We start from the raw sequence: 16,636 nt of genomic DNA, 5'->3' as shown, positions 1-16,636 counted from the left end.
ATAAAATAAAGTAAATAACAACAGTGTAAGGTTTTTCCCAGATGATTGTTCCTATCGAATTAGCACATACTCAAAATATTACTTATGACATTACCATTGACAGACTGCCGCAGCTTACTTTTGATACAAAAGTAGCGATCATTACCAATCCTACCGTAGCAGGATTTCACCTTGATACACTTTTGTCACATATCAAAGCACCTCAGGTTGATGTAGTGATGATCCCTGACGGGGAAGCGTATAAAAATCTTGAAACCATAGAAAATATACTTAACGAACTTTTTGAGCATAAACTTGACAGGAAATCGCTTCTGATCGCTTTTGGAGGCGGGGTAATAGGTGATATGACAGGATTTACGGCAAGCCTTTACCAAAGAGGTATAGACTTCATTCAGATCCCTACCACTTTGTTGAGCCAGGTTGATGCAAGTGTCGGTGGGAAGACAGGTGTAAATAACAAATACGGAAAAAATCTCATCGGTGCATTTTATCAGCCCAAAGCAGTTTATATTGATCCGGAGTTTCTGAAAACACTGCCTCCACGGGAATTTTCTGCCGGTATCGCGGAGATAGTGAAAATGGCAGTGATGTTTGATAAGGCGTATTTTGAATTTCTCCAAACTGCAGATTTCAGTGATGAGGATGTGCTAAAGGAAACGATACGCAAAAGTGTAGAACTCAAAGCCTGGGTGGTCAACCAGGATGAAAAAGAAGCAGGTATCCGTGCAGTACTGAACTACGGACATACCTTCGGACATGTGGTCGAAAATGAAACGGATTATACGACCTATCTTCACGGTGAAGCGGTAGCTATAGGGATGGTCATGGCGAATGCTCTGGCAGTAGAACTTGGTCTGTTGAGTAAAGAAGAGGCCCTGAGCGTTAAAACACTTTTGGAAAGATCATCACTTCCGACAGAATATGCCATTCATGATGTGGATGACTTTTATGAACATTTTTTCCTCGATAAAAAAAGTGCGAACAACAGTATCAAGTTCATCCTGCCCCATGGGATAGGGAACTACAAAGTAGTTTCAGATATAGATGAGAACATTGTTAAAAAAGTACTTCGTCAATTTGGAGGAGAAGAATGAGAAAGGCTCTGCTGTTCATCCCGCTTCTCTTTGTAACGCTGGTCTACGCAGCTCCGCAGATGGAACAGAACAGTACAACTGCACCCGGTTTGAAAAAAGAAAATACAGTTGTAAGTCATACTCCTGTACTGCAGAACAGCAAGAAACATCAGATGCTGATGGCTAAAAAGGAGAGTTTAGATAAAGAACTTCTTGAAAATAATATCTGGTCAAAGATCTACAGTAATTACCATACCTACAAAGAACTCAAAAAACAGGAAAAGGTCCTGGACAGTGAAATTGAGAATTTAAGTAAAAAAAAGAAACGTACAAAAAAAGAGAATGAAATACTTGAAACAATAAAAAATAAAAAGTCTATACTTACAGGAAAACTCCAATTGCTTCAAGAGTATGAGAAAAATCCTTTTAAAAAGTTTCTTACTCCTCCGGCTATAGAAGAAGTACCTTCTGTCGGAAACCCTTTTGCCGTTATTTCAGCATTGTCCTATCAGGAAAAACTCAATTCGGACCAGAAAGAATATGATGATAGATATCAATCGATACAGCATATTATGGAAAAACTCAAAGAAAAAGAGTCTGTACTTAAAAAACTGCTTCTTAGTGATGCCAACAATACAGCCTACAGTGAGGAGCTGTTGGATACACAGGAGCAGATCAAAACATTCTCCCCGGTGATCGAGATCTTTAAAACCACACAGAATGTCTATACAAAAAAGATAGATGAGATCAAGCTTAAGCTTAAGAATGATATTAAAAGAGAAATAGAGAAAGCTATTATGATCGGTGCGATCATCCTCTTTTTCATTATCTTTATCGTATTGGTGAAATATCTTGTCCGTCGCTATATGTCAGACAATGAACGTTTTTATACCATTAACAAAGCACTGAACATTACTTTCTTTACACTGCTGCTCTTTACGCTGCTGTTCGCCTATATTGAAAATGTCAGTTATCTTGTCACTATCCTGGGGTTTGCCTCTGCAGGTATCGCTATTGCGATGAAAGACTGGTTCATGTCTCTGCTTGGCTGGTTCGTGATCATCATCGGTGGTGCGGTACATGTAGGGGATCGTGTGAAATTTGTCCGGGGAAATGTGGAGTATGTGGGAGATATCGTTGATATATCACTGCTTCGTATGACCATACAGGAAGATATTACACTCACTACCTACATGCATAACCGAAGAGCAGGACGTATCATCTTTGTACCGAACAACTTCATTTTTACCGATATGGTGGCAAATTACAGTCATGCGGGGCTCAAAACGGTATGGGACGGTATAGACTTTATGGTGACATTTGATTCCAATATCCAAAAGGCAACTTCTATTGCCAAAGAGATCACAAAGAAATACTCTAAGGGATACACCGATATTACCAGAAAACAGCTCAATAAGCTTAGAAGCCAATACAGTATGAAAAACACCAATGTTGAACCGCGTATCTATGCTTTTATAGAACCTTACGGTATGAAGATCTCTGCCTGGTATCATACCAATGCCTATGCTACTCTTACACTGAGAAGTACGATATCAACTGAGATCATTGATCGTATACAGAAGGAAGATGACATCTTCCTTGCATTTCCTACACAGTCTGTCTATCTTGATAAGGATGTACGTAAGCCGCCTCCGGATATCACAGAAGAAACAGTTTCTGGTAAAGAAGTCTAAGTGAAGAAAGTCTATTTTAAAACCTTCGGATGCAGGACCAATCAGTTTGATACTCAGGTGATGATGTCAAAATTGCGTGAATTTGAGCTTAGCGAAGATGAGAGCAGCAGTGATATCATTGTTGTGAACTCATGTACGGTCACCAACGGAGCAGATTCTTCTGTTCGTAACTACATCTCGTCCATGAAACGTAAAAATCCGGATGCCAAGGTCATTCTGGCGGGCTGTGGTTCACACTCCAAAGGAGAAGCCCTGTTTGAAGATAAAAAGGTCTTTGGTGTGATGGGACACTCTGAAAAAGAGAGTATCAACGAGATACTGAAGATGGAAGAACCCTTTTATGAAATAGGTGATCTTAAACATATTGATTCTACCATTGTAGAAGAATTCGTAGGAAAGAGCAGGGCATTTATCAAGATACAGGAAGGATGTGACTTTAGATGTTCTTACTGTATCATCCCTGCAGTACGCGGAGATGCAAGGTCACACAGAGAAGAGACCGTGCTGGAGCAGATCAGGAAACTTGCGGCCAATGGTTTCGGAGAATTCATCCTTACTGGAACCAATGTGGGAAGTTACGGACAGGATCACAATACTTCAATGGCAAAACTGTTGAAGAAGATGAGCTATATCCGCGGTGTACGACGTATCCGCATAGGAAGCCTGGAACCTATACAAATAGATGATGAGTTTATGGAACTGCTTTCTGAGCCATGGATGGCAAAACATCTGCACATTGCCTTGCAGCATACCAGTGACAAGATGCTGGAATTAATGAATAGACGAAACAGTTATAAAACAGACCTGGAGCTTTTTCATAAGATAGCGGACAAGGGCTATGCATTAGGTACAGACTACATCGTAGGACATCCTGGAGAAGATGAAAAAGAGTGGGCAGAGGCGATAGATAGAGTAAAAGAATTGCCTTTGACACACGTCCATGCATTTTCATACTCCAAACGTGATAACACTGTCTCGGCTACAATGAAACCCGAAGTAAGAGGAAATATTGCCAAAGAGCGTCACCGAGAGCTTACAGAACTCATTAAGGCAAAAAACTTTGCCTTTAGACGTGAGCACAATAAAGATCTTGAAGTGCTGCTTGAGAACGGTAAGAATGGTGTTTATCATGGTTTTGATCAGTATTTCAACAAAGTAGAAGTAGAAAGTGAAGAAGACCTCAGTTCCAACTGGGTCCTGCTTAACAACCTGGAGGTTCTCAGTAATGGAAACAAAGATAAACTTTAAGCCCAAAATACTTTACAGTAAAAATATCAAGGTCATTATAGTATTGTTGGCGGTTCTTGCAGGACTGCTTATTTTTGCAATATTACGTGATACGGATAAGATTATTACACATAAGCAGGCAAACACACTTTTTACAGAGAATAAGATCAGAAAAGTGATCGTAGACGGAGAATATATTTATCTTAAAACAGCAGATAAAAGTTACAAGATCTATAAAGATGCTATCAATAAAACAGCCTTTTTTACCAAATATCCTGTAGAAGTAAAAGAAGAGAATGCTTCTTTGTATGATATTTTATCTTTGCTTATCCTCATTGGCGCTTTTTGGTTTTTATTCAGGTTTATGAAACAAAGCAGACTGCAGCAGCTCAGACAGATACGGGCTGCAAACAAGGCGGATGATACGGCCGGGTATGAACCTGTACAGGCACTTACTTCCAGTGTGACCTTCTCTGATGTTGCAGGGATCAAAGATGTCAAAGAGGAACTCGAAGAGATCATTGATTTCCTCAGAGAGCCGAAAAAATACCGTGATCTGGATATACGTTTACCTAAAGGTGTCCTGCTTGTAGGACCTCCGGGAGTAGGAAAAACACTTATCTCTAAAGCTGTAGCAGGTGAAGCCGGAGTACCTTTCTTCTACCAGAGCGGGGCTTCTTTTGTACATATTTATGTAGGTATGGGAGCAAAAAGGGTGAGTGAACTCTTTAAAAAAGCCAAACAGATGGCTCCGAGTATTATTTTTATTGATGAGATCGATGCTGTGGGCAAAAGCAGAGGAGAGTTCAGAAATGATGAAAGAGAAGCCACACTCAACCAGCTTCTTACAGAAATGGATGGATTTGAGGAGAGTTCAGGTGTCATTGTCATCGGTGCGACCAACAAAATAGATGTACTGGATGAAGCACTACTCAGAGCAGGGCGTTTTGACAGACGTATTCATATCTCTTTACCTGATCTGGAAGACAGAGCAAAGACCTTGGAACTCTATCTTGCACATAAGCCGAATCACGTTGACATTGAACAGGTAGCACGTATGACAGTAGGGTTTAACTCTGCAGCACTCGATACACTTACCAATGAAGCTGCTATCTTTGCCATGAGAGAAGGGCGAACTACTGTTGAAACCAGTGATTTTGAAGCAGTAAAAGAGAAAGTCCTTCTGGGTAAACGTAAAATACTCAGCTTTACAGAAAAAGAGAGAGAAATACAGTCAGTTTATCAGGGAGCTAAAGCACTCATCGCAACATGGCTGGATATAGAGTTTGAAAAGATCGGTATCGTCACCACAAGACTGTTGGAACAGGATCATGAGATACTTTCTAAAAACCAGATACTTAATCGTATCAAAGTCTATCTGGCAGGAAGTATTGCTACCCAGAAAGTCTATAATGAACAGTTTACCAATGCAAGTTCTGATATTAGCCAGGCAAAACAACTTGCTCAAAAACTGATCTATGACTATGCAATGGGAGATCATTTCATAGTCAATTCTACAGAGGAAGAGATGCTCTTACAGGAAGCTAAATCAGAAGTTGAATCCCTTTTAGAGAAACTTCATGAAGCACAAAAAGAGATATCAAACCATCTTCTGGTGTATGAAAATATTAGCCATGATGAGACAAGAGAGATCATACGTGCAATATTTTAATGGTTTTTCTCTTCAGAATGAAGAAGAACTTTTTTCTGAATACCTGGTAGAGAGTGATCTTTGTGTCGCAGGGTTCAGCTATGGTGCACAGCAGGCTTTTGAATATGTTTACCACTTTAAAGAACGTGTAGACAGACTCATCTTACTCTCTCCTGCTTTTTTTCAGGCACAAAAACCAAGTTTCATACGTACACAGTTACGCTATTTTGAAGCAGGACAGGAAGCCTATGTCAAACAATTTCTACTCAATGTTGCTTTTCCTTCCAAACTGGATTTGTCTGATTATCTGAAAGTGGGGACATATGGGGAACTTGAAGCACTTTTGATCTACCGGTGGGATACTGAAAAAATACAGGAAGTACTTGATAGAGGTACTACGATAGAAGTCTTTTTAGGCAGTGAAGACAAGATCATAGATACACAAAAGGCTTTTGACTTTTTTGCTCCTCTGGCTACGACTTATTTTGTGAAGGGTGTGGGGCATATCTTGAGAGGCACTGCTTTATAAATCAACTTTTTATCTTTTCTTGTGCCCAGACTAAAAAGAGGAAATGCCTTTGGGGTGCATATTTTTAGAAATATACAGACATCTGATATACTTACAAAAATAAAGGGCATTTCTAAAAGGTATCACATGCAAAGCAGTTATGATCTACTACGTGGGCTCAAAAATATGGGCTATTTAAAGAGCAGCAGAGATCCACTTTGGTGGCCACACAGTGGAACTTTTGAAGTGCTGGTCGGTGCACTACTGACACAGCAGACCAAATGGGAAAAGGTAGAGGAATCCCTGGCCCATTTAAATGATGTTGGCCTCCTCTCTTTGGAAGGCTTGAGTCATGCTGATGAGAAAGAGATAGCACGCCTTATCAAACCCAGTGGTTTCTACAATACAAAAGCACAAAGACTCAAATTACTCTGTACCAATATTTTGAATGAATTTGGCAGCTTTGAAGTATTTAAAAAGCAGGTAGACAGAGAGTGGCTGCTTACTCAAAAAGGTATAGGCATGGAGAGTGCAGACTCCATACTTTGTTACGGGTGCGGTCGTGAGGTATTTGTAGTAGACAGCTACACAAACAGAGTGCTTCAGGCATTTGGGTATCAGTTTGAGAATTATATGCAGATACAGGAGTGGATGCAAGAAGGGATAGAAGCAAACTTTGATAAAATAATCCGATTATACGACATCCCGGTTACACTACATACCGTTTATGCACGTTTTCATGGCAAGATCGTAGAGTTTTCCAAAGAGCATATACGTGGTAAAAATGTCGATATCAAACCCCTAATATTACATACTAAAAAAGGTACATCATGACCAATATTGTCATCACAGGATGCAGCACAGGAATAGGGTTGGAAACAGCCAATTATCTTAAAGACAAATTTGTTAAAGTCTATCCGACAGCCAGAGAGAAAAAAGATGTAGAGATGCTCAGATCACTGGGATTTGAACATGCTATGCAGCTTGATGTAAGAAAGCCTGAAGAGATCAATGCTGTTATCACTAAAGTCCTTGAAATCGATGGGAAAATAGATGTTTGGTTCAATAATGCCGGTTTTGGACAACCGGGTGCTATAGAAGACATTACTACCGATATGCTTAGAAAACAGTTTGAAACCAATGTGTTCGGGCTGCATGAATGTACCCGACAGATCATTCCTGTCATGCGGAAGCAGGGTTATGGCAAGATCATTCAACACAGTTCAGTGTTAGGGATCATTTCCCTTTTTGGAAGAGGTGCGTATAATGCCAGCAAATATGCAATAGAGGGACTTACGGATACCCTGAGACTGGAACTTAAAGATACACAGATATATCCAGTCCTGCTCAATACAGGACCTGTCACCAGCCATTTTCGCCAAACAGCAGTAAAAAAACTAAAAGAGAATGTAGATATAGAACACTCTGTGTTTACAGAAAAATACCATCAAAGCATAGAAGGAACCGGAAGGAAAGTACCGTTTAATGAAGAAGCTGAATCTGTAGCAAGAGTGGTACACAGGATTATACTGGCAGACAGACCGAGACCAAGATACTACATTACAAAAGCCACTTATCTTTTGGGATATATTAAAAGGATCGTGAGTACAGGTGTTTTGGACAGAATCTTAATAAAAATAGGTTAAAGTGCATACAAACCAATATATGTTAGAAATAGTGTACAATAAAAAATATGATACCTGACAGGAGTTTTTATGTTTACAAGATCATTAAAAAATACACTTTTTCTTTCTGTTCTCTTTTTTTCTACCCATATACCGGCCGCTTCCAAGGTTATCAGTATTGCAGGTACTGCCGATCTTCAGGGAATGATGGGGCCTTCGGTACAGAAGTTTGATCTTGACGGTGACGGCAAAAAAGAGAAAGTAAAAATGGGTGGAATCGCATATATCTCCACGGTATATAAAAAGTTGAAAGAGGAAAATCCGCATACGGTGATCGTCTCTACGGGTGATGATCTGATGAACAGATATTTTCATATGTATAAAGGAAAAGCCATTTTTTCCCTTCTCTCCGATGCAGGGATAGAACTGTATGCCTTTGGGAATCATGAGTTTGACAAAGGCAGCAAGGTCCTTGCTGAAGCACTGAAGGAGACGACTTTTACTTCTATTTGCAGCGATCTTGATGTTTCCTCTTCTTCACTTAAAGGAAAATGTGAACCTTATCTCATAAAAGAGATCGATAGTGTGAAAGTAGGGTTCTTTTCACTTATGACAGAAGATCTTCCTTTGGTTACCAGTGAAAGAGATGTCAGGATCATTACAGATAACATTAGTACAGCTGAAAAGATGGTTAAACTTCTTAAAGAAAAAGGGGTGAATGTTATTGTCGCTCTCTCACATATAGGCTATAAGCAGGATGTTGCACTGGCAAAACAGGTAAAGAGGATCGACCTTATCTTTGGTGGACATTCGCATGAATATGTGAAGGAAATAGGCCATATCCGTAAAACAGCTATCGTCAACGGAGGACAGCAGGGAACACAGATCATCAAGATAGATCTTCCTTTGGATAAAGATCTTAAAGTCTTAAACAAAGAGGTTACTATGACAAAAATACCCGTAACCACTACTTTGGAATCCGATGAAAAGATCGCAAAAAAGATCGCTGAGTATCAAAAAGGATTTCCGGATACCATTGTCTTGGGTCAGACAAAAACACCTTGGAATCTAAGTTCTGATGAGATACGAAAAAATGAATCTGCTGTTGCAGATATGATCAATGATCTTATGAGAAAAAAATTCAAAGTAGATATCGTACTGAATAATGCCGGTGCATTCAGAGGCAGTAAAATTTACAATGAGGGAAATATTACGGATACGATGCTCAAAGAGATTGATGAATTCGGGAATTATGCCTATATGCTTAAGCTCAAAGGAAAGTATCTCAAAGAGATATTGGAAAGAAGTGCTGCCAGCTATGGTGAGGGAGGACTCATGCAGGTTTCCGGACTCAAATACCGTATCTCACTGCCTGAACAGGCACAGCAGATAAAAGACCGTAAGGTAGTTAAAGCAGGTCATCGTGTTGATAACATCAAAATACTTCAAGAGGGGAAATGGGTTGATGTGGATCCTGAAAAAACATATACTGTTCTGAGTAATTCGTTTATCGTCAATAATGAAGGAGATGGATATTTTTGGTTTAAAAAGTATGGTACTGAACTGAAAAATACATTTACAACATTTTATTCTATCATGGCTGAATTCATTGAAACACATAAAGAACTCAGCCCTAAACCTAAAGACGGACGTTTGGTGATCGTTCATTAATATTTTTTGGATAATTATAAGCTCTTCTAAGCTATAGTGTCTTCAAATATTATTTGAGGAACAGAATAGATGGATAAAATTAGAATTGGTGTAGTGACTACAAGTGACAGAGCATCTCAAGGCATATATGAGGATATTTCCGGTGTTGCCATCATGGATACGATGAAAGAGTACCTGCTTAATGAATGTGAGTATGAATATAGATGTATACCTGATGAGCAGAGTCTGATAGAGACTACACTTGTAGAGCTTTCGCGTGATGCAGATTGTGATCTTATTGTTACTACAGGCGGTACTGGCCCTGCAATGAGAGATGTAACAACAGAAGCAACAGAAAACGTATGTCAGAAACTTCTTCCCGGTTTTGGAGAGCAGATGAGGGCAGTGAGCCTGCAGTATGTACCTACGGCTATCCTCTCACGCCAGACAGCAGGTATATGCAACGGTTCACTCATCATCAACCTTCCCGGTAAACCAAAATCGATCCGTGAGTGTCTGGATGCTGTTTTTCCTGCTGTACCGTACTGTATAGATCTTATAGGCGGTAATTATATGGAAGCTAATGAAGAAGTTATTAAGATTTTTAGACCAAAAGTAAAATAAAGAAATTAGGACATACTGAATAATATGAATATAGAATTTATAGAATCCAAAATAAATGAAATTATCAAAGAACTTGAAAAAGAGGTGATGTCTGTACTGATGGATGAAAGTTTGGACAAAGGTCAGACCAACCTTCATATGAAACCTCTTGCTTCCAGCAAACAGATACTGACCAATGCACTTGACAGTATTAAGATGGTGGAGAAACTGGCTAAAGAGGATTTGGAAAAATGATAAAGATCCTCTTTCTCCTGATATGGACCTCCATTTTAGCTTTTGCAGGTGAAAAACTCTCCATTCCACCCTATATTGCTTTAAGTGCATTTATTCTTATTGTTGGACTTTTCTTTTGGGGTATTTATAAAGCGGTCAAAACAAAAAAGACTGTCTATGTTCTTGCATTACTTCCATTTATTCTACTTATGGCAGGGATGTTTTTCATCTAAATAACCGATTATAGTATTCAATAAATATTATTAAAAATAGACAATCAACAAAAAAAGTGATTTTTATCATTTTTTTATGCTCTTTTTTCTTTAATTTAAAATATATCATTTTATACTTTAGTATTAAAAAAACTAAAGGATCTAAATGAAAAAATCTATCTTAACACTATTGAGTACCGCAGTTGCACTTACTGTATTCAGTAGTGTTTCAATCGCAAACGAAACTAAGACTTCACACTGGGGATATACAGGACATAATACACCGGAAACCTGGGGTTCACTCTCACCTAAATATCATACATGTAGTGATGGGCTCAATCAATCACCTATTAATGTCACAAGTTCCATCCATGATACATCATTCAAGCCATTGGAGTTGACCTATACAAAAAATGGTTCAAAAGAGATAGTCAATAACGGACATACTGTTCAAGTCAATATGGAACCTGGAGATACACTTGTTGTTGACGGTATTACTTTTGAACTTAAGCAATTTCACTTTCATACACCAAGTGAAAACCATATAGAGGGTAAATCTTTCCCACTTGAGGCACATTTTGTACATTTGGACAAAGATGGAAATATTGCCGTTGTTGCACTGATGTTTGAAGAGGGTGCTGAGAATACTGAACTGGCAAAAGTCTGGGCACAAATGCCGCAAAAAGCAGGTGATAAAAACGAATTAAAACTTTCAGATATTGCTTCTGTACTTTTACCTAAAGATCAACACTATTATCGTTTTAACGGATCACTTACTACACCACCATGTACTGAGGGTGTACGTTGGTTTGTATTAAAAACACCTGTGACCATTTCAAAAAAACAGGTTGAGCAGTTTAAACATATTATGCATCATGCAAATAACAGACCTATACAAAAAACAAATGCAAGAATAATTATTGATGAATGATTCTTGAGGCAACCTCTATTTTCGAGTCGAGGTCATGCCTGCTCCAAGCCAGTCTTGCATACCGCCACGGTACCACTTCAATTTTTCAGCCGGGTACCCTATCTCTAAAAGAGCATATATCATGCTTGGAGATTGGCTACACCATGGACCATTGCAAAAAAGAACCAATATTTTTGCCTTACTGAAATCATACTCTCCATTTTCCTGGAGAAAAACACCCAAATGTTTCAGGGCATACTCAAAATGAAATTCATAATTATCTCTATATTTAAAGTAGATAAAAGGTATGTTGATCGCTCCCGGTATCGTACGATACTCAAACCATGATGCTTTACGACTGTCAATAAGAAGCATTTGATCCTTATACTGCATCTCCTTCAAAAAAGCCAAGACTTCCAACTCACCATAGGTATCAAGATCGTCATCCAACTGCATAGGTAAGAGTTTTCCTTTAGTATGTACATAAGTAGATTTGCATATATCAGGTACCTTTTCATGTGCAAAGTTTCCTGTCCAAAGCATTTCATTAGTGATGGGGACCTTTTTGCATACTTCCGGAATATTTCGTTTTACCATAAAAAATTTTTCTTTTTTATCGACTGTTATGGTCTTCAGATTTACACCACTGTATTCAAAACCTACATTTTCAGCAAGAGAAAAAGAAGTAACCAATAATAAAGTTAAATATTTTTTATACATTTAATATCCTTTTTTCTTATAATACTTTATTTTATATTATCATAGTTTTTGTGCACTGTAAGTGTAAAGAGAGAAACTGAAGATTTTATGCGCTAAATGTATTTAGCGCACAGTAGAAATTAAACGTTTGTTGCAACCTTGTAAGTCGGATCATCTTCCTCATATGTACAGAAAGGACCAGCCGTTTTAAGTGTTTTTTTACAATCTGCCGAAAGGTGTCTAAGCGTTAACTTTTTACCTAGTCTTTTATATTTCTCAGTAAGAGCATCTATAGCTTCAGCACCTGAAGAGTCCATTACTCTTGCTTTTTTAAAGTCGATAATGACTTCATCCGGGTCATTTTCAATATCAAACTGTTCATTAAATGATGTTACTGATCCGAAGAAAAGAGGGCCATCAAGTTCATAGATCTTTTTATTATCTTCTATATATGTATGTGCAAAGATCTTAGCATGCTCCCAGGCAAAAACAAGTGCTGAAATGATAATACCTGCGATAACTGCCACCGCCAAATCTTCAAAGACTGTGATAATCGTCACAACCACCAGAACAAAAGCATCTGCTTTTGGCATATGCTTAATACGTTTCAGTGAAGAGAACTCAAATGTCCCTATACTCACCATAAACATGATACCCACAAGTACAGCTACAGGGATAGCTGCAATTACGTCGGAAAAACTTACGACTAAGGTAATGAGTAAGATAGCAGCGGTAAAGGATGAAAGACGTCCAAGCCCACCAGAAGTAAAGTTGATCACAGATTGTCCTATCATTGCACATCCGGCCATACCTCCAAAAAGTCCGGAAGTGGCATTTCCTACACCAAGAGCAACACACTCTTTGTTACCTGAACCACGTTTTCCTCCCATTTCATCCAGAACAGAAAGTGTCAACAGGGACTCAATAAGTCCTACAAGAGCTACAATAAGTGCCGTTGGCAAGATAATTGCCATAGACTCCCATGAGAAAAGTGATATATCAGGTAGTATAAAACCAGGCATAGAAACATTTGAAAGGTCTGCTAAATCACCTACTGTTTTGGTATCTATATGTCCAAAGTAGACAACTAAAGTTACCATAACTATAGCTACAAGTCCCGCAGGTACAGCCTTACTTACTTTCGGTAAAAAATACATCGTTGCCATGGTGACAGTAATGATAATGTACATAATGTAGTTTTCAGAAAAACTTGCTTTGAGGATTTCTATCCAAGAGTGATACTGTTCAACATTTGCAGGTGAAAGAAAAGGCAGTTGTGCCAAAGCAATAACGATAGCAAGGCCATTTACAAACCCAAAAAGAGCAGGTTGTGGCACAAGACGGATAAATTTACCCATCTTCATAGCTCCGATAGCTATCTGAATGAGTCCGGCGATGATAGACGTTAAAAGGATGTAATGTAAAACCATCATAGAGAGTGCTTCTGTATCTAAATCAGGATACATTTTCTTTACAGATAGCCCAAGAGAGACAAATACTACAGCTACTGAACCTGTAGCTCCAGAGATCATCCCGGGTTTACCACCAAGTATGGATGTTATAAGCCCAATAATAAATGCTCCATAAAGCCCAACTACAGGAGAAACCCCTGCGATAAATGAAAATGCTATCGCTTCAGGTACCAGGGCAACAGCAACCAATGCTCCGGAGAGGATGTCATTTTTGATGTTTTGTTTTGAGTAATTTTGAATGTTAAACAAGTAAGTTCCTTACATATCTATAAATAATTTGGAATTCTACCATAATAGTTTGACAAAGATACTTCTTCTTCTCTTGATTATCGAGAAGATTCAGTCTCTCTAAGTATATAGTAAAAAAATAATATATTCGGGTCATAAGGTTTAAATTTACTAAGAAAAGAGTGATGACATTTTATATATAGCCCCCAATCCTATAGCATCGGAAAGTACGATCTTACTCTCATTGAACAGAATACTCGTTTCGACAGGATGCGAAGCCAAAAGACTTACAGCATCCAGGTCAAGCATGGTGATAACATCAGCCTTGGCCGAAGCTACATGCACCCCGGCAGCAACACTTATGGGACCTTCCAGCATACAGCCTATCATGCACTTCACACCAAACTCTGCTGAGAGGTCAGCGAGTTTGAGTGCTTGGGTGATACCTGCTGTTTTGGCTAGTTTGATGTTGACATAATCTATGGCTTTCATCTCTAGAAGTTTTCTTGCATCTTTCACAGAGAAGATGGATTCATCTGCAAGCAGGGGAGTTTGAACTCTCTCTTTGATGTATTTAAGTCCCTCTATATCATCGGAAGCAACCGGTTGCTCGATGAACTCAGCGATGATGTTTCTGTTCTCTAAAGCATGCAGTAGTTCTACACTCTCTTTGGCTGTCCAGCCCTGGTTGGCATCGAGTCTTAGAGTTATGTTGTCATTCAGTGCATCATGTATGGCAATGATGCGTTCTATATCTTTTTGCAGGTTGTCACCTATTTTGATCTTGAGGGTATCATAGCCCAAAGTGACAGCATCAAGGCTGTCGGCTATCATTTTATCTATCTTACCCATGCTTATGGTAATGTCAGTCTTAAACGCTGTTTTTGTACCACCCAACATCTTGTAGAGAGGTTGATGGACTGACTTGGCTTTCAGGTCGTAAAGGGCTATTTCCAAAGCAGATTTAGCTGTAGTGTTTTTTAAAATTAAAGTATGTACCAAATGTAAAATAGTTTCAAAGTCTTCTATCTCCAAACCTACGATATGGGGCTTGATATACTCGATGGCAGCGATCATAGAGCCCATCGTCTCACCCGTAATAACAGGGGTAGGAGCACCTTCACCATAGCCTACAGAACCGTCATCACACTCAACGATGACCACGAGGTCTTCAAGTGCATCTACACGGCGCAAAGAGGTAATGAAAGGGTTTTTAAGGGGTGCTTTAAGCGCGCCGGTTCGTATGTTTATGATCTTCATAAACTACGCTTGCATCTCCAAAGACTCTATCTCACGCAGCTTAGCTCCCAAATCTTTGATCTGTACTGCAAGTTTTTCTCTTTTTTGGTTTATCAAGTCCTCTTCAAACTCATCCTCGGCATACTCAAGATTTTGGGCATAACTTTTGTACTCTTTAAGAAGTTCGGCTTTTAATGCTTCGTATTTGTTTTTATTTTCTATATCTGCTTTTTGTTCATCTGTTAATGTTCTCATCTCTGTCCTTTATGTTGGGCTATTGCAATTCTGTAACTATGAGTGTATTAATTGTGTTATTGTATCAAAATATGATTGTGAATTATCCCCCTGGAATTGTACTCGTTCTCTAAGATTGTGCAAAAACTACTGTTCTTGAAGTGAATACTTTCATATATTTCTCTCAATGGGAAATGAAGAATAACTTCAACTGCCTATCATTTCAAGTATCTTCCCAACCATCAATCCCCCGAACGTCCCAATGATATACCCCAACATTGCCATAAGTACACCGATGGGAATGAGGGCTTTTGAGTAGGCAGAGGCTAAAATAGGTGCGGAGGCTACGCCGCCGATGTTGGCTAGGGAGGCTACACCTAAAGAGAAAAGGTCTAGCTTGAAAAGTTTGGCGAAGAGTACCATAAATGCTACATGAACAATGATGATGACAAACCCGGCTACGATGTAGAGCGGGGCTTGTGTCAGTTCGGCGAAGTTTGCCCTCGAAGCAATGAGGGCGACTATGAGATAGAGCATGATGTTGCCTAGCTCCATGGAGCCTGCTACTTTGGCAAGAGGGCTCATCGCCATCACGATGCCTGCCAATGTTGCGATGATGACCACCCATGTTGTAGTGCTAAGAAATGCTGTGGTAGGCAGATAACCTGCGATCCATTGGCTTAGTGCTGAGACGAAGAGAGCAGAACCAAGCAGGAAGAAAAGAGACTCAAAGCGCATAGCTTTCTTCTTGGCTTCTTTACCTGCAAGCTTTGCCCCCACTTCGTCGATGATGCTTGTATCTGCTTTGCTCCAAACATTGAACTTACTTGCCATAGGAACCAGAGCAAGGAGTATCATCACCCAGATAGCGTAGTCGATGGAGTCGATGAGTAGGGCATAGCCCATTTTGGAGTCGGGTACATTTAACGCACCCTGTATGGCAACCATGTTGCCTGTACCGCCCATCCAAGAACCACTTAAGGCAGCAAAAGCCCTCCATGCGTCTGGCTCAAAATAGCTATGAAAGAGAGTAAAAGTACCCACAAACCCCAAAGCAATGCTCACAGAAGCCAGGAAAAAAGTCAACAACATCTTCTTGCCTAGTTTAAATATCTCACGTATATCGGCAGAGAGCAGCATGAGAAAGATCATCGCAGGGAGCAGGTTGGATTTGACTGCTTTGTAGGTAGCCGTAACACTCTCACTTTTCTGCCATAATCCAAAAGTAGAAAAGAGCATCACCACAAAGTAGATGATAACGATGGCAGGGAGGTATTCGAAGAATTTGGCTTGTGTCTTCTTTTCCATGTAGACGATGCCTGCTGCTATCATCATCAACAATGCCAGGTAAGTAAATCCGTTTTCAATCATTTCTTA

General features: G+C 39.4%; 17 protein-coding genes. 12 read left to right on the top strand and 5 right to left on the bottom strand.

Translation table 11 applies throughout. The annotated features are described in order from the left end of the window. Nucleotides 1-41 precede the first annotated feature (41 nt). From aroB to ACZ48W_RS01300, 12 genes are all read left to right on the top strand, one after another. Nucleotides 42-1,094 carry a 3-dehydroquinate synthase gene (aroB, locus tag ACZ48W_RS01355; RefSeq protein WP_464829077.1) on the top strand — a complete coding sequence of 351 codons (1,053 nt, stop codon included), beginning with the start codon at nt 42-44 and terminating at the stop codon, nt 1,092-1,094. Beyond that, nucleotides 1,091-2,767 carry a mechanosensitive ion channel domain-containing protein gene (locus ACZ48W_RS01350; protein WP_464829075.1) on the top strand — a complete coding sequence of 559 codons (1,677 nt, stop codon included), beginning with the start codon at nt 1,091-1,093 and terminating at the stop codon, nt 2,765-2,767. The genes aroB and ACZ48W_RS01350 overlap by 4 nt, the downstream gene beginning before the upstream one ends. Beyond that, on the top strand, nt 2,768-4,015 hold the full coding sequence (gene mtaB / locus ACZ48W_RS01345; protein WP_464829072.1) for a tRNA (N(6)-L-threonylcarbamoyladenosine(37)-C(2))-methylthiotransferase MtaB: 1,248 nt from the start codon (nt 2,768-2,770) through the stop codon (nt 4,013-4,015). It abuts the gene before it with no gap. Next, a complete protein-coding gene (locus ACZ48W_RS01340) occupies nt 3,993-5,666 on the top strand; it encodes an AAA family ATPase (RefSeq protein WP_464829069.1) in 1,674 nt (557 codons plus the stop codon). Before mtaB ends, ACZ48W_RS01340 begins: the two co-directional genes overlap by 23 nt. Beyond that, nucleotides 5,653-6,174, top strand: coding sequence for a pimelyl-ACP methyl ester esterase BioV (gene bioV, locus ACZ48W_RS01335; protein WP_464829067.1), 522 nt, complete (start codon nt 5,653-5,655; stop codon nt 6,172-6,174). The genes ACZ48W_RS01340 and bioV overlap by 14 nt, the downstream gene beginning before the upstream one ends. 126 nt (nt 6,175-6,300) lie before the next feature. After that, nucleotides 6,301-6,987, top strand: coding sequence for a 3-methyladenine DNA glycosylase (locus tag ACZ48W_RS01330; protein ID WP_464829064.1), 687 nt, complete (start codon nt 6,301-6,303; stop codon nt 6,985-6,987). Next, the gene (locus tag ACZ48W_RS01325) at nt 6,984-7,799 is read left to right on the top strand and encodes an SDR family NAD(P)-dependent oxidoreductase (RefSeq protein ID WP_464829061.1); all 816 of its coding nucleotides are present in this window, start codon (nt 6,984-6,986) and stop codon (nt 7,797-7,799) included. Before ACZ48W_RS01330 ends, ACZ48W_RS01325 begins: the two co-directional genes overlap by 4 nt. Before the next feature lie 69 nt (nt 7,800-7,868). Then, a complete protein-coding gene (locus tag ACZ48W_RS01320; RefSeq protein WP_464829058.1) occupies nt 7,869-9,449 on the top strand; it encodes a bifunctional metallophosphatase/5'-nucleotidase in 1,581 nt (526 codons plus the stop codon). 69 nt (nt 9,450-9,518) lie between these two features. Further along, entirely contained in the window at nt 9,519-10,052 is a 534-nt protein-coding gene (mog, locus tag ACZ48W_RS01315) for a molybdopterin adenylyltransferase (RefSeq protein WP_464829056.1), read from the top strand. 24 nt (nt 10,053-10,076) lie between these two features. Further along, nucleotides 10,077-10,286: a hypothetical protein gene (locus ACZ48W_RS01310; protein ID WP_464829054.1), complete on the top strand. Its 210-nt coding sequence runs from the start codon at nt 10,077-10,079 to the stop codon at nt 10,284-10,286. Continuing rightward, complete coding sequence (locus tag ACZ48W_RS01305) at nt 10,283-10,498, top strand: hypothetical protein (RefSeq protein WP_464829052.1); 216 nt, start codon at nt 10,283-10,285, stop codon at nt 10,496-10,498. The genes ACZ48W_RS01310 and ACZ48W_RS01305 overlap by 4 nt, the downstream gene beginning before the upstream one ends. Before the next feature lie 145 nt (nt 10,499-10,643). Then, nucleotides 10,644-11,408, top strand: coding sequence for a carbonic anhydrase (locus tag ACZ48W_RS01300; protein WP_464829049.1), 765 nt, complete (start codon nt 10,644-10,646; stop codon nt 11,406-11,408). A gap of 15 nt (nt 11,409-11,423) precedes the next feature. Here ACZ48W_RS01300 and ACZ48W_RS01295 read toward each other — a convergent pair whose 3' ends face one another. The 5 genes from ACZ48W_RS01295 to ACZ48W_RS01275 form a co-directional block, all read right to left on the bottom strand. Further along, nucleotides 11,424-12,107 (bottom strand): rhodanese-like domain-containing protein, encoded by a 684-nt coding sequence (locus tag ACZ48W_RS01295; protein ID WP_464829046.1) that lies wholly within the window; start codon nt 12,105-12,107, stop codon nt 11,424-11,426. Between the two features lie 119 nt (nt 12,108-12,226). After that, nucleotides 12,227-13,807, bottom strand: coding sequence for a SulP family inorganic anion transporter (locus ACZ48W_RS01290; protein WP_464829044.1), 1,581 nt, complete (start codon nt 13,805-13,807; stop codon nt 12,227-12,229). A 150-nt stretch (nt 13,808-13,957) separates the two neighbouring features. Continuing rightward, nucleotides 13,958-15,046, bottom strand: a complete 1,089-nt coding sequence (locus ACZ48W_RS01285) for a dipeptide epimerase (RefSeq protein WP_464829042.1) — start codon at nt 15,044-15,046, stop codon at nt 13,958-13,960. A 3-nt stretch (nt 15,047-15,049) separates the two neighbouring features. After that, nucleotides 15,050-15,280 carry a hypothetical protein gene (locus tag ACZ48W_RS01280; protein WP_464829038.1) on the bottom strand — a complete coding sequence of 77 codons (231 nt, stop codon included), beginning with the start codon at nt 15,278-15,280 and terminating at the stop codon, nt 15,050-15,052. Nucleotides 15,281-15,466: 186 nt separating this feature from the next. Next, nucleotides 15,467-16,630, bottom strand: coding sequence for a DUF819 family protein (locus ACZ48W_RS01275; protein WP_464829035.1), 1,164 nt, complete (start codon nt 16,628-16,630; stop codon nt 15,467-15,469). Between the last annotated feature and the right edge of the window lie 6 nt (nt 16,631-16,636).

It is taken from the genome of Sulfurovum aggregans, from assembly GCF_055385215.1.
This window is presented reverse-complemented; position numbering and strand designations above follow the sequence as displayed.

Bases quoted from the DNA above. Each gene is read 5' to 3' on its own strand.
- aroB (WP_464829077.1), top strand. From the start codon at position 42: ATGATTGTTCCTATCGAATTAGCACATACTCAAAATATTACTTATGAC.
- ACZ48W_RS01350 (WP_464829075.1), top strand. From the start codon at position 1,091: ATGAGAAAGGCTCTGCTGTTCATCCCGCTTCTCTTTGTAACGCTGGTC.
- ACZ48W_RS01340 (WP_464829069.1), top strand. From the start codon at position 3,993: ATGGAAACAAAGATAAACTTTAAGCCCAAAATACTTTACAGTAAAAAT.
- ACZ48W_RS01330 (WP_464829064.1), top strand. From the start codon at position 6,301: ATGCAAAGCAGTTATGATCTACTACGTGGGCTCAAAAATATGGGCTAT.
- ACZ48W_RS01325 (WP_464829061.1), top strand. From the start codon at position 6,984: ATGACCAATATTGTCATCACAGGATGCAGCACAGGAATAGGGTTGGAA.
- ACZ48W_RS01320 (WP_464829058.1), top strand. From the start codon at position 7,869: ATGTTTACAAGATCATTAAAAAATACACTTTTTCTTTCTGTTCTCTTT.
- mog (WP_464829056.1), top strand. From the start codon at position 9,519: ATGGATAAAATTAGAATTGGTGTAGTGACTACAAGTGACAGAGCATCT.
- ACZ48W_RS01310 (WP_464829054.1), top strand. From the start codon at position 10,077: ATGAATATAGAATTTATAGAATCCAAAATAAATGAAATTATCAAAGAA.
- ACZ48W_RS01305 (WP_464829052.1), top strand. From the start codon at position 10,283: ATGATAAAGATCCTCTTTCTCCTGATATGGACCTCCATTTTAGCTTTT.
- ACZ48W_RS01300 (WP_464829049.1), top strand. From the start codon at position 10,644: ATGAAAAAATCTATCTTAACACTATTGAGTACCGCAGTTGCACTTACT.
- ACZ48W_RS01295 (WP_464829046.1), bottom strand. From the start codon at position 12,107: ATGTATAAAAAATATTTAACTTTATTATTGGTTACTTCTTTTTCTCTT.
- ACZ48W_RS01285 (WP_464829042.1), bottom strand. From the start codon at position 15,046: ATGAAGATCATAAACATACGAACCGGCGCGCTTAAAGCACCCCTTAAA.
- ACZ48W_RS01280 (WP_464829038.1), bottom strand. From the start codon at position 15,280: ATGAGAACATTAACAGATGAACAAAAAGCAGATATAGAAAATAAAAAC.
- ACZ48W_RS01275 (WP_464829035.1), bottom strand. From the start codon at position 16,630: ATGATTGAAAACGGATTTACTTACCTGGCATTGTTGATGATGATAGCA.